This window comes from Profundibacter sp. (assembly GCF_965277155.1).
Classification (GTDB): domain Bacteria; phylum Pseudomonadota; class Alphaproteobacteria; order Rhodobacterales; family Rhodobacteraceae; genus Profundibacter.
The window spans coordinates 581,092-594,260 of record NZ_CBDIBV010000013.1 but is presented as its reverse complement, the minus strand read 5'-3'; the positions used below and the strand labels follow the sequence as shown (position 1 = coordinate 594,260).

Below are 13,169 nucleotides of genomic sequence, written 5' to 3'. Positions count from 1 at the left end.
AAGGTGGGCGGCCGAAATCTTGCTTCAACCGAAAGCCATGGCCTCATGCAGAGGTCTTTATGGGTAAAATTTACATGGATGAACGGATAGGCCACAAACCGCAGTAAAACCTCGGGCGGATAGCGCCCTGCCTCGATCATCCGGTCAATCAACAGGCCCGACGGTGCATATTCCTGCATTGCGGCAATCCGCCAACCCACCGCCTGCGGTCCGCCGATCAGCCCGCGCGCGCCCAGATTGAACGCTAATTCGATCACAAACATCGCCCCCGCCAGCGCCACAATCACCGGCGGCAGGGGGTTAACGGGTGACACATTGGGATTACTGCTCATATCCATAGGCTCCTTTGGTTGACGGCCCTTGCCCCTATGGGTAAGCGAAACGCACAACATAATCCAGACGGAGTACATATTATGACAGAGGTGGTCCACACACCCCGCGTCTTTTCAGGCATTCAGCCCTCGGGCGGCCTGACCCTTGGCAATTATCTGGGCGCGATCAAGCGCTTTGTCGAAATGCAGGAGGATGGCGTTGAATCCATCTATTGCATGGTCGACTTGCACGCCATCACTGTCTGGCAAGACCCCGCCAAACTCCGCCACGCCACGCGTGAGCTGTGCGCGGGTTACATCGCTGCCGGTCTGGACCCGGAAAAATCCATCCTGTTTAACCAAAGTCAGGTGTCTGCCCATGCCGAGCTGGGATGGGTGTTCAACTGCGTGGCCCGTATGGGCTGGCTGAACCGGATGACGCAATTCAAGGACAAAGCCGGCAAGAACCGCGAAAACGCCTCGGTCGGGCTGTTCAGCTATCCCACCCTGATGGCCGCCGACATTCTGGTTTACCACGCAACGCATGTGCCGGTGGGCGAGGATCAAAAACAGCATATCGAACTGACCCGCGACATCGCGGCCAAGTTCAACCATGATTACGGCGTTGATTTCTTTCCCATCACCGAACCGGTGATCGAGGGGACGGCCACGCGTGTTATGAGCCTGCGGGACGGCTCCAAGAAGATGTCGAAATCCGATCCTTCTGATATGAGCCGGATCAACATGACCGATGACGCCGACACGATCGCCAAAAAGATCCGCAAGGCCAAAACCGACTCGGATGGCTTGCCGTCCGAGGCCGAAGGGCTGGACGGGCGTCCCGAGGCAAAGAACCTTGTCAGCATCTTTGCGGCGCTGTCGGATATTTCGGTCGATCAGGTTCTGGCCGAAGTTGGCGGCAAGCAGTTTTCCGAATTCAAACCGATGCTGTCGGAATTGGCGGTCGAAAAACTGTCGCCCATATCCGCCGAAATGGCACGGCTGATGCAAGCACCGGATGAAATCGACGCGATACTGCGCAAGGGGGCCGCCAAGGCCCGCGTGATTGCCGATCCGATTCTGGAAAAGACACTGGAGATTGTCGGGATGGTGCGTTAACGCACATATTCTGCGGGTAAACCGCCAATTTTCCAATTTTCTATCAATGTTACCTTGGCTCCTGTAATCTGAAAGGAGCCAAGGTATGAACGCCACCAACCCTTCTGTCTGTATAGGACATGTCCATTTGAAAGTGGCTGATCTGGAACGGGCCATCAGGTTTTATTCCGATGTGCTCGGTTTCGAGGTGATGCAACAATTCGGGAACCAAGCCGCTTTTCTTGCAGCGGACGGATATCATCACCATATCGGCTTGAACACATGGGACAGCCTGAATGGCACACCTCCGCCGCATGGGCATACTGGCCTATATCATACTGCATTCCTTTATCCCTCGCGGGAATCATTAGCAGTCGCCCTGCTGCGCGTTCAAAATGCAGGAATTCCATTTGACGGGGCTTCCGATCACGGCGTTAGCGAAGCCGTCTATCTGCGTGATCCGGATGGTAACGGAGTGGAATTATACTATGACCGCCCCAAGGATGAATGGCCCCGCGATGCTGAAGGAAATCTGGCCATGAACACAGCTCCGCTGGATGTGGATGCATTAATATCAATAGCCCGCAAAGCCAGCTAGCCGGTTATTTTAACAACGCACAATCCGTCGCATCATTGCCCTCTTGCGTTGCATCCGCTTCCCCTGCATCATTGGCTACAAGGAGAAAAACACATGCGTAAATTTCTTGTGGTGCTGGATGACAGCCGTGAATGTTTGAATGCGATGCGTTTTGCAGCGATGCGGGCGGCGAAATCGGGGGGCGGGGTCGAGGTGCTTTCGATCATTCCGCCCGAGGAGTTCAACCACTGGATCGGCATCGGCGACATCATGCGCGAAGAGGCCCGTGAACGGATCGAGGTGCATTACGAGGTGTTCGCCAAATGGATGCGCGACCGGCAGGGGATCGACCCCGAACTGGTGATCCGCGAGGGCGAGGCCGTGACTGAAATTCTGGCCCAGATCGAAGAAGACAAGGAAGTCGGCCTGTTGGTGTTGGGGGCCAGCAGCGACAAAAAAGGCCCCGGTCCGCTGATTGCCCAACTGATGAAATCAGTGGCCAACTTCCCGATACCAATCACTATCGTGCCGGGCGAAATGTCCAAAGAACGGCTGGAAGCGATTACCTGATCCACGATTAGAACCATTCCAAACCTTGACAGCGCGGCGTTGCAGGCGCATATCCATAATCCTGACCAAAAAGGTGTGCCAAATGTTTATCCAAACCGAATCCACCCCGAATCCCGCGACCCTTAAATTTCTACCGGGCCAAAGCGTGCTTGGCAAAGGCACCGCCGATTTTCCATCGGCCGAGGTGGCAGGAAAATCGCCGCTGGCACAGCGTATCTTTGCGGTTGGCGGCATTTACGGCGTGTTTCTGGGCACCGATTTTATCACCGTGACCAAAGGCGAAGACATCGCGTGGGAACACATCAAACCCGCGATCCTTGGCGCGATCATGGAGCATTACCAATCCGGCGACCCCGTATTGATTGGCGAGGCCGAAAGTGCAGGCCATGCAGACCACGAAGAAGCGGACGAAGCGATCGTTTCCCAGATCAAGGAACTGCTGGACACCCGCGTGCGCCCCGCTGTGGCACAGGATGGCGGCGACATCACCTTTCACGGCTTTGATCAGGGCGTGGTTTACCTGCACATGCAGGGCGCTTGTGCCGGTTGTCCATCCTCAACCGTAACCCTGAAAATGGGCATCGAGAACCTGCTGCGCCATTATATCCCCGAAGTGACCGAGGTGCGCGCGATTGACCTCTGAACCGCTGATACTAGCGTTTGATACATCGGTCGCGCATTGCGCGGCCGCTTTGCTTTGGGGCGAACGGTTGTTGGTGCAACGGGACGAGCCAATGGCCAAAGGACAGGCCGAACGCCTGTTTCCCTTGCTGCAAGAGGTGCTGTTCGAGGCGGGCAAAACATGGGCCGATCTAAGCGCCATCGGCGTTGGCACCGGCCCCGGCAATTTCACCGGCATCCGCATTTCAGTATCCGCCGCCCGTGGTCTGGCCCTGTCACTGGGCATCCCCGCCGTTGGCGTTTCCAGTTTCGAGGCTTTGGCCCTCAACGCCCCCCGCCCCGTCCTGTCGCTGGTGGATGCACGCCGCGATCAGGTGTTTGCGCAGGAACTGTCGGCAAACGGGGCGCAGGCCCCGTTCATGGCCACCAAAGACACCCTGCCCGATATGCCCACCATCGGCCCTTTCGATACCGTTGATCCCGTGGCCATCGCCCGCATCACCGCCACCCGCTTTGCCGACCCCGATCTGCCCCGCCCCGCCCCGCTGTATGTCCGCGCACCCGACGCTGCGCCGCCGCGGGATCCGGCGCCTGTCATCCTGCCATGACCCCTGCTGCCCTCGCGGCCCTGCACGCCAGATGTTTTACCATGCCGCGCCCATGGTCGGCGGCTGAGTTCGCCGCGCTGCTCACGTCAAAAGGCATCTTTTTGCAAACCTCACCCGCCGGTTTCGCATTGGGTCGCGAAATAGCGGGCGAAACCGAATTGCTGACCCTTGCGGTCGATCCAGCCTTGCAACGCCAAGGCCACGGCCGCCGCCTGTTAACCGCCTTCGAGGCCGAATCCCGCAAACGCGGCGCAACCGAGGCCCTGCTGGAAGTCGCCGCATCCAATTTCGCTGCCCGCAGCTTGTATAAACTCGTCGGATACCGCGAATCTGGGCGCCGCCCGTTGTATTACACTCCACCACAAGGCGAGAAAATCGACGCAATCTTGATGCGTAAGGCCCTGATTTGAGTCAAGATTTTCAGCCAATCAGGCCATCAACCGCAAAAACCCCGCCTTAGGCGCTACCAAATGGTAAAAAGCTATTGACGCTCCCCGCCCACTGCGCGCTTAATTGCAGATGATCTTGAAAAACGATCTGCTCGCTTACTTGGGTTCTGCCCCATTCCGGCGGCAACCCAAAAACAAAAATCGGGAGAGAAAATATGACCCTTATGCAGAAATTCCTTGGTGCTGCTGCCACGCTTGCCCTGTCCGCAGGTGCCGCGCTGGCCGATCCGGCCATCATCTTTGACCTTGGTGGTAAATTCGACAAATCGTTCAACGAAGCCGCGTTTACCGGTGCCAAACGCTGGGCCGAAGAAACCGGCGGTTCGTTCCGCGAAATCGAACTGACATCCGAAGCCCAGCGCGAACAGGCCCTGCGCCGTTTTGCCGAAGCCGGCTATAACCCCGTTGTCATGACCGGTTTTGCCTTTGCATCATCGCTGGATACAGTGGCCCCCGATTTCCCCGACACCAAATTCGCCATCATCGACATGGTTGTTGATCAGCCAAACGTGCAATCGGTCGTTTATAAAGAGCAAGAAGGCTCGTATCTGGTTGGCATGATGGCCGCTATGGCCAGCAAATCCGGCACTGTCGGCTTTGTCGGTGGTATGGATATTCCGCTGATCCGCAAATTCGCCTGTGGCTATGTGCAGGGCGTCAAGGCAGTAAACCCCGATGCAAAGGTTATCCAGAACATGACCGGCACAACACCTGCCGCATGGAATGATCCGGTCAAAGGCGGCGAACTGACCAAAGCACAGATCGCACAGGGTGCCGACGTCGTTTATGCCGCAGCCGGTTCCACCGGCCTTGGCGTGCTGCAAACCGCTGCTGACGAGGATATTCTGGCCATCGGCGTCGATTCAAACCAGAACTATCTGCACCCGGGTCATATGCTGACATCCATGATGAAGCGTGTTGATGTGGCTGTTTATAACGCATTCTCGGCTGGCCCCGACCTGAAGCCCGGCTTCAACGTGCTCGGTCTTGCCGAAGGCGGGGTTGACTATGCAATGGATGAATACAACAAAGACCTAGTTACACCTGAAATGAAAGCTGCGGTAGATGATGCCAAAGCCAAAATCATTGCTGGCGAGATCGAGGTTTACGACTATATGTCCGACAACTCTTGCCCGGTGAAATAAGCACTCATGGCTAATGCACAACTTAAGGAGCGGCAGGAAACTGCCGCTCCCGCTATAGAACTTGTCGGCATCTCCAAGGCTTTCGGGCCAGTGCAGGCAAACAAGGACATCTCGCTTTCTGTTGCGCGCGGTTCGATCCACGGGATCGTTGGCGAAAACGGCGCCGGAAAATCCACACTGATGTCGATCCTTTACGGGTTTTACAAGGCAGACGCAGGCGAGATTTATATCGGTGGCAAGAAAACCCCTATCCCTGACAGTTCTGCCGCGATTGCAGCCGGTATCGGCATGGTGCACCAGCACTTTAAGCTGGTCGAGAATTTCACCGTCCTAGAAAATGTCATTCTGGGCATGGAGGACGGCCCGCTGCTGCGCCCGTCACTGGCAAAGGCGCGCAAGCTGCTGCAACAGCTTTCCGATGAATACGAACTTAGCGTCGATCCCGACGCGCTGGTCGAAAACCTGTCTGTTGGCCACCAACAGCGCGTCGAGATCCTGAAAGCGCTGTATCGCAAGGCCGACATTCTAATTCTGGATGAACCCACCGGCGTTCTGACTCCGGCCGAGGCCGACCACCTGTTTCGAATCCTGCAAGGGCTGAAGGAGCAGGGCAAAACCATCATCCTGATTACCCATAAATTGCGCGAAATCATGGAGATCACCGATACCGTATCCGTGATGCGCCGTGGTGAAATGACGGCAACTGTGAAAACCGCCGAAACCAGCCCCGAGCAGCTGGCCGAGCTGATGGTCGGCCGCAAGGTTCTGCTGCATATCGACAAGAAACCGGCCACACCCGGCGCGGATATTCTGGAAATCAAAGATCTGGAAGTCACCGATGAAAAGGGGGTCAAGCGTCTGAAAGGCATTTCACTTGAGGTTCGAGCAGGTGAAATCCTTGGCATCGCCGGTGTTTCGGGCAATGGGCAAACCGAATTGCTGGAAGTACTTGGCGGCTATATGCCTGCCAGCGGCACCATCCGTATCAATGGTACCGAAATTGATCTGACAGGCAAACATTCCGATGGTCAATCCCGCCGCAATCGCGGCATTGCCCATGTGCCCGAAGACCGGCAGTCCGAAGGGCTGATCATGGATTTTTCCGCGTGGGAAAATATGATCTTCGGCTATCACAATGACCCCGCCTATAACAAAAATGCCCTGATGATGGACAACGCGGCAATCCGCAAGGAAACGGCTGCCAAGATGGAACGCTTTGATGTGCGTCCGCCAATCCCCGCGCTTAAGGCGAAAAACTTTTCCGGCGGCAACCAGCAAAAAATCGTGCTGGCGCGTGAAATCGAGCGCAACCCCGATCTGCTGCTGGTTGGCCAGCCCACCCGTGGCGTAGACATCGGTGCGATCGAATTCATCCACCAGCGGATTGTCGAATTGCGCGACGAAGGCAAAGCAATTTTGCTGGTCAGCGTTGAACTTGAGGAAATCCTGTCACTGTCGGACCGCATTCTTGTGATGTTTGACGGGCATATCATGGGCGAACGCGACCCCGCAAAAACTGATGAAAAAGAACTGGGAATGCTGATGGCCGGTATGGAAACCAACGGGGGGGCGAACTGATGGACAAGATGCCAAGATGGGCCGATGTCGTCCTGATCCCGCTGATCAGTCTGATGCTTGCATTTGCGGCGTCTGGCCTTGTAGTGCTGGCGATCGGGGAAAACCCGATTCAGGCCATCACTGTTATGGTCAAGGGTGCGCTGGGGTCCACTTCGGGCCTTGGCTATACGCTCTATTATGCCACCAACTATATGTTCACGGGGCTTGCCGTTGCCGTGGCATTTCATGCGCGGATGTTCAACATCGGTGGCGAAGGTCAGGCAGCAATTGCCGGTGTTGGCGCAACCCTTGTTATCCTTGCCTTTGACTGGCCGCACTGGGCGTTGGCCTTGCCGTTTGCCATTCTGGGAGCGGCGGTATTTGGGGGGTTTTGGGCGGCTGTTCCGGCCTATTTGCAAGCCAAACGCGGCAGCCATATCGTGATTACCACAATCATGTTCAACTTTATCGCCGCCGCCGTCATGGGGTTCCTGCTGAACGGGGTACTGAAAAACCCCAACACGCAAAACGCCGAAACGGTGAAATTTCCCGCCGGGGCGCATCTGCCCACAGCACATGAAATGCTGGCCCCGCTTGGCATCAACTTTTCGAAATCCGCACCGTTGAACATCAGTTTTCTGCTGGCCCTGCTTTGCGCGTTTTTGGTGTGGTTCCTGCTGTGGCGTACGCGCCTTGGCTATTCGATCCGCGCCTTTGGCCAATCCGAAAAGGGGGCGAAATACGCCGGTATTTCGGCCTTCAAGATCATCATGATCTCGATGTTCATTTCCGGCGCTTTGGCCGGAATGCTATCAATAAACGTGGTGATGGGCGAACAAGAACGTCTGATCAAGGAATTCGTGGAAGGCGCCGGTTTTGTCGGCATCGCCGTGGCCCTGATGGGGCGTAACCACCCGGTCGGCATTATCCTTGCGGCCATCCTGTTCGGGATGCTGACACAGGGCGGGTTCGAACTGCTGTGGGAAATGCCCAATATCAGCAAAGAAGTAGTGCTGGTGATTCAGGGGATGATCATCCTGTTTACCGGCGCACTGGATTACATGGTGCGGGGACCGGTCGAAAAACTGTTCCTGCGCATGAAAAAGGGAGCCTAGGCGATGGATACTGCAAACTTCTTCCTACAGGCCCTTTTGACCGCCGATATGACAATCCGTGTGTCCGTGGTTCTGATATTCGCCTGCCTTGCCGGACTGTATTCTGAACGCGCCGGTATCTTTGATATCGGGCTTGAGGGTAAAATGTTGATCTCGGCATTTTTCACTGCCGCCGTTTCTTACCAGACCGGCTATATCTGGTATGGCGTCGCTGCAGGGGTCGCCGCTTCGATGGTGTTTGCGCTGATCCACGGCGTGGCCTCGATCACCTTCCGCGGCAATCAGCTGATTTCCGGTGTGGCGATAAACTTTCTGGCCTCGGGTCTGACAGTGGTGATCGGCCATGCATGGTTCAAAAAGGGTGGCCTGACCCCCCCTTTGAGCGATGCCGGGCGGTTCCATGAAATCACCCTGCCCTTTGCCGATGCGCTGCGTGATGTGCCGGTGTTGGGACCAATCTATGCCGACGTGATCTCGGGTCACAAATTACTGGTCTATGTTGCGATGCTGATTGTGCCGCTGACATGGTGGCTGCTGTATCGCACCCGTTTTGGTCTGCGTTTACGGGCAGTCGGGGAAAACCCCGCATCTGTGGACACCGCCGGTGTTTCGGTCGTTCGCTATCGCTATGCCGCTGTACTGATTGCCGGAGTGTTGTGCGGATTGGGCGGGGCCTATCTGTCAACCTCCCAAGGGGCCGCCTTTGGCAAGGAAATGACAGCCGGTCGCGGCTTTATCGCGCTGGCGGCGCTGATCTTTGCAAAGTGGCGTCCGTGGTATGCATTGATGGCCTGTTTGCTGTTCGGTTTTCTGGAAGCAATCAGCAACCTGTTCCCCAATATCAACGTGTTTGGACTGTTTGAAATCCCGGTCCAGTTCACCCAAGCCCTGCCCTATATCCTGACTGTGGTGATTCTTGCAGGCTTTGTCGGCAAGGCGATTCCCCCCCGTGCAGGCGGCGAGCCATATGTAAAAGAGCGGTAAAAGAACCGCATATATACGAATTTTTGCATCTATTACGCGCAAAACCCGCCCAGAGCTATTGTCTGGGCGGGTCTTTTTGTCCTAGGTAGTTATATGCAGATTTATCTTCCTATCGCCGAAATCTCGGTAAACGCATTTCTTTTACTCGGTCTTGGCGGGCTTGTTGGTATCCTGTCGGGCATGTTCGGCGTTGGTGGCGGCTTTTTGATGACGCCCCTGCTGTTCTTCATAGGCATCCCGCCAGCCGTGGCTGTGGCAACCGAGGCCAACCAGATTGTTGCCTCGTCCTTTTCCGGTGTGCTGGCGCATTTCAAGCGAAAGACGGTGGATCTGAAAATGGGCACTGTGCTGCTGATTGGCGGCTTGATAGGTGCCTACCTTGGTATCCTGTTATTCAACTACCTTAAAAGTCTTGGGCAGGTCGATCTTCTGGTCAAGCTCAGCTACGTTGTATTTCTGGGCATCATCGGTTCGCTGATGTTTGTCGAAAGCCTAAACGCCATCCGGCGCGCCCAGAAAACCGGCATGACTGGCAAGCGCAAGAAACACACATGGATTCATGCCCTGCCATTCAAAATGAAATTCCGCACATCAGGGCTTTATATCTCGGTGATCCCTCCTTTTATTGTTGGTATTTTCGTTGGTGTTCTGGCTGCGATTATGGGGGTTGGCGGCGGCTTTGTTATGGTGCCTGCTATGATCTATCTGATCGGCATGCCGACCAAAGTTGTTATCGGAACATCACTGTATCAGATTATCTTTGTGACCGCCTTTACCACATTGATGCACGCAACGACCAACTTTACCGTAGACATTGTGTTAGCGGTTTTGCTGCTGGTCGGTGGCGTAATTGGTGCGCAGATCGGCACCCGCATCGGGGTCAAAATGAAAGCCGAACAATTGCGCATTCTGCTGGCCCTGATGGTGCTGACGGTTTGTGGCAAACTGGCGTTTGATCTGCTGCTGCAGCCAGGCGAAATATATTCCCTTGGCGCCGGTGGAGGCCACTAGATGCTGCGTTACATTGCCCTGTTCCTCCTGTTCGCCCTACCCTTGGATGCCGGAGAAGAAATAATCGCCGACCTGTCACAAAGCCGCGTCGGCATCTCGGCCACGTTTGATGGCTCCGATATCTTGATTTTTGGCGCGATTAGTCGCGATGCCCCTGCCCCCGGCGGGAGTCCTCTGCAAGTGGTTGTGTCAGTTTCCGGCCCTCTGGAACCAGTGACAGTACGCCGCAAAGACAAACGCGCAGGGATCATCTGGGTCAACAGCGCATCGGTGCTGATTGACGAAGCGCCCAGTTTTTACTCTGTGGCCACAACAGCCCCTCTAAAAGAGATTCTGTCTGACGAAGCCGATCTGAAATACAAGGTCTCGATCCGGCGCGCAATCGAATCCATCGGTGCGCAGATTGCCTCGGGCCATGCGGCCGAATTTACCGAAGCCCTGATCCGCATCCGGACAAACAACAACCTGTATCATGTGCGCGAAGGCGCGGTGGAACTGAAATCGGGCACATTGTTCAGCACATCAATCGACCTGCCTTCGAACCTAACCGCTGGTGTGTACACCGCCCGCATCCTGATCACCCGTGACAAACAGGTGGTGGATGTATTCGAAACCAAACTGGATATTCACAAGGTCGGACTGGAACGCTGGCTCTATAATCTGGCCCATGAAAATGCGCTTTATTACGGGCTGATGTCGCTGTTCATCGCGATTGTAGCCGGTTGGGCCGCTTCGGCAGTCTTCAGCTACTTCAAACGCTAAGATTTGTGTTGCCCCGGGCTTGATCCGGGGCCTCTACCCGCGCCCGATCAAAGGCATCTTGGTCGCCATCAATGTCATAAACTGCATATTGGCCGACAGCGGCAGCTGTGCCATTTTCAACACGGCATCTGCCGCAATCCCGACATCCATCATTGGCTGAACCGGCACATCCGGATTGGCTTTTAGCGCCCGCGCGTTCAACTGGTCCAGCAATTCGGTCTGTGCATTGCCAATGTCGATCTGACCGCAAGCAATATCGAACGCCCGTCCGTCCAGACTTAGCGTTTTGGTCAACCCCGTGATCGCATGTTTGGTGCTGGTATAGCCCACCGATCCGGGTCGTGGTGCATGGGCTGAAACCGACCCGTTGTTGATGATCCGCCCGCCCATCGGTTTTTGCCGCCGCATCTGTGCAAAGGCAAACCGCGCCGCCAGAAACATCCCCGTCAGATTCAGGTCCACCACTTGGCGCCATTCATCCACAGGGATTTCGTCAATCAACCCCGCAGGCCCAAAAGTGCCCGCGTTGTTGAACAACACATCCACCCGCCCCGTGGCCCTGGCAAACCCGTCAAACGCAGCCTCTAGCGCCGCATCGTCCGTCACGTCGGCAGGCAACACATGCGCTGCCGGATGTCCTGCTGCAACGGCCTCCAATGCCTCGCGCCGGCGTGCAATCAAACCCACTTGCCAACCGGTGTCCAGAAACACCTTGGCCGTGGCCGCGCCAATGCCTGAACTGGCACCGGTGATAACAATTGCTTTGCTCATTCTTCGCCTCCATCCAGTTTCAGCGGCGCCGGGGCCACCACCAGATCATCCACCCGCAGTGGCCCTGTAGGCCGCGCCAACATGTTGCGTGTTACCCAGAACAGCCGCTTTTCCGCCCGCGTGATCGCCACATAGGCCAGCCGTTTCCACAGCGCCTGTCCGGCCTCGACGCGCCCCATCCGCGCAGCAATCGCCAGATCGGGGGCGAACACCTGCACGTCCTCCCACTGCGACCCCTGCGCCTTGTGGATCGTCACAGCCGAGCCATGCAAAAACGCCGCCCCCATACGCGCGGCGAAGGGGATGAACGGCTCTTCCTCGTTCGGCAGTTCGATCTTGATGATTGACGCGGCCGAGACTTGCGGGTCCTCGGCCCCGATCACATGCAGGCGCGAAAATCCTGCCTTGCGCCCCGGCCCCAGATAGATCACCTGCGCGCCCTTGATCAGCCCGCGGGCTTCCAGATCAATGCGTTTCTTGCGGTGTTTCAGGGGCAGTTCAATCCCGTCGCAAATCAGCGGCTCGCCCGCCAGCAATTCATCCGGTGGCGCCCCAAATGCCCCGCGAAACGCCTGTATCAAACGCACGCGCGTTTTGTTGGTCCAGACCAGTACGGGCGAGCGCGCCATCATGTCCGCCTCGACCCGCCGCGCAAAGATCACACGATCATCGCGTTTCGAGGCATCCTCGACCATGCGCTCAAAATCATGGAATTGCAGGCTTTCGTCGCTAAGCGCATGGGCCAGATCAAGGATCGGGTTATCCGCGTCCTGCCGGTGGATACGGTGCAGCACCAGCTTTTGTTTGCCTTTGAAATTGTCAAACACCATCTCGCCGGATTGGCCAACCGGCGCTAACTGCGCCGGATCGCCAAACAGCACCAGCGTCGGGAATATTTCCTTCAAATCGTCCAGTTGATCGCTGGTCAGCATCGAGCTTTCATCAACAAACCCGATATCCATCGGCTCGTCCCGCCGCTTCCAGCCGATGATAAAATCCGACCCCCGCAAACCCGCCGCCGCCAAGGCACCGGGGATGGATTTGTTGCTCGCATAGAACAGCGCGGCACGGTCCAGCGCGGCCTCGGTCAGCCCTTCGATTTCGGGCTTTTCGCCCTGTCCGGCCAGCCATTCGGCGATCTTTTCGTACTCGGGGTCATAGAGCGGCGTGTATAGAATACGGTGGATCGTGGTCGCGGGCACGCCGCGATTGCGCAACACACTTGCAGCCTTGTTGGTGGGTGCCAGAATAGCCAGCGTGCGCTTGTCTTTGCGCTTTTTGCTCTCGTAATCGCCTGAAATGGTCTCGACGCCCGCCTCTTCCAGCGCCTGATACAGTTGCGCCAGCAGCAGGGTTTTGCCCGATCCCGCCTTGCCGACCACAGCCAGAACATGGTCGCGACCGTCGGCCTGCGGGGTCAGGATGGCGTTATCCAAGTCAACGCCCGCCCCCAGCAGAACGTCGCTGATACGGTCATAGGCTTCGGCCTGATCATCGGAAAATGTAACGGCGGGCAAGGTCATATCGCGACCCTATATCGGGGTGACATGCGTGGCCAGAGCCGAAATGCCGACCCAAGCCGTAGGGTGG

At 56.5% G+C, this 13,169-nt stretch carries 14 protein-coding genes; 12 read left to right on the top strand and 2 right to left on the bottom strand.

Going from position 1 to position 13,169, the window contains the following annotated elements; all coding sequences use genetic code 11:
* Nucleotides 1-413: 413 nt before the first annotated feature.
* The 12 genes from trpS (at nt 414) to ACQY4M_RS18115 (ending at nt 10,808) form a co-directional block, all read left to right on the top strand.
* Nucleotides 414-1,430 carry a tryptophan--tRNA ligase gene (gene trpS, locus ACQY4M_RS18170; protein WP_428547098.1) on the top strand — a complete coding sequence of 339 codons (1,017 nt, stop codon included), beginning with the start codon at nt 414-416 and terminating at the stop codon, nt 1,428-1,430.
* 85 nt (nt 1,431-1,515) lie between these two features.
* Nucleotides 1,516-2,007, top strand: coding sequence for a VOC family protein (locus ACQY4M_RS18165; RefSeq protein ID WP_428547095.1), 492 nt, complete (start codon nt 1,516-1,518; stop codon nt 2,005-2,007).
* Between the two features lie 93 nt (nt 2,008-2,100).
* Nucleotides 2,101-2,556, top strand: coding sequence for a universal stress protein (locus ACQY4M_RS18160; RefSeq protein ID WP_428547092.1), 456 nt, complete (start codon nt 2,101-2,103; stop codon nt 2,554-2,556).
* An 82-nt stretch (nt 2,557-2,638) separates the two neighbouring features.
* Nucleotides 2,639-3,199 carry a NifU family protein gene (locus ACQY4M_RS18155; protein WP_428547089.1) on the top strand — a complete coding sequence of 187 codons (561 nt, stop codon included), beginning with the start codon at nt 2,639-2,641 and terminating at the stop codon, nt 3,197-3,199.
* Nucleotides 3,189-3,785 (top strand): tRNA (adenosine(37)-N6)-threonylcarbamoyltransferase complex dimerization subunit type 1 TsaB, encoded by a 597-nt coding sequence (gene tsaB / locus ACQY4M_RS18150; RefSeq protein WP_428547086.1) that lies wholly within the window; start codon nt 3,189-3,191, stop codon nt 3,783-3,785. Before ACQY4M_RS18155 ends, tsaB begins: the two co-directional genes overlap by 11 nt.
* 101 nt (nt 3,786-3,886) lie before the next feature.
* Nucleotides 3,887-4,195, top strand: a complete 309-nt coding sequence (locus ACQY4M_RS18145; RefSeq protein ID WP_428547083.1) for a GNAT family N-acetyltransferase — start codon at nt 3,887-3,889, stop codon at nt 4,193-4,195.
* 194 nt (nt 4,196-4,389) lie between these two features.
* Complete coding sequence (locus ACQY4M_RS18140; protein WP_428547080.1) at nt 4,390-5,379, top strand: BMP family lipoprotein; 990 nt, start codon at nt 4,390-4,392, stop codon at nt 5,377-5,379.
* 6 nt (nt 5,380-5,385) lie between these two features.
* Nucleotides 5,386-6,957, top strand: coding sequence for an ABC transporter ATP-binding protein (locus tag ACQY4M_RS18135; RefSeq protein ID WP_428547077.1), 1,572 nt, complete (start codon nt 5,386-5,388; stop codon nt 6,955-6,957).
* Nucleotides 6,957-8,051, top strand: a complete 1,095-nt coding sequence (locus ACQY4M_RS18130; protein WP_428547074.1) for an ABC transporter permease — start codon at nt 6,957-6,959, stop codon at nt 8,049-8,051. The genes ACQY4M_RS18135 and ACQY4M_RS18130 overlap by 1 nt, the downstream gene beginning before the upstream one ends.
* A 3-nt stretch (nt 8,052-8,054) precedes the next feature.
* Complete coding sequence (locus ACQY4M_RS18125; RefSeq protein WP_428547071.1) at nt 8,055-9,035, top strand: ABC transporter permease; 981 nt, start codon at nt 8,055-8,057, stop codon at nt 9,033-9,035.
* A gap of 93 nt (nt 9,036-9,128) precedes the next feature.
* Nucleotides 9,129-10,046, top strand: coding sequence for a sulfite exporter TauE/SafE family protein (locus ACQY4M_RS18120; RefSeq protein WP_428547068.1), 918 nt, complete (start codon nt 9,129-9,131; stop codon nt 10,044-10,046).
* Nucleotides 10,047-10,808 carry a TIGR02186 family protein gene (locus tag ACQY4M_RS18115; RefSeq protein ID WP_428547065.1) on the top strand — a complete coding sequence of 254 codons (762 nt, stop codon included), beginning with the start codon at nt 10,047-10,049 and terminating at the stop codon, nt 10,806-10,808. It begins immediately after the preceding gene.
* Nucleotides 10,809-10,841: 33 nt separating this feature from the next.
* Here the strand turns inward: ACQY4M_RS18115 and ACQY4M_RS18110 are convergent, their stop codons facing one another.
* Together ACQY4M_RS18110 and ACQY4M_RS18105 are read right to left on the bottom strand one after the other, a co-directional pair.
* Entirely contained in the window at nt 10,842-11,579 is a 738-nt protein-coding gene (locus ACQY4M_RS18110) for an SDR family oxidoreductase (RefSeq protein WP_428547062.1), read from the bottom strand.
* Nucleotides 11,576-13,102, bottom strand: coding sequence for an AAA family ATPase (locus tag ACQY4M_RS18105; protein ID WP_428547059.1), 1,527 nt, complete (start codon nt 13,100-13,102; stop codon nt 11,576-11,578). Before ACQY4M_RS18105 ends, ACQY4M_RS18110 begins: the two co-directional genes overlap by 4 nt.
* Nucleotides 13,103-13,169 lie beyond the last annotated feature (67 nt).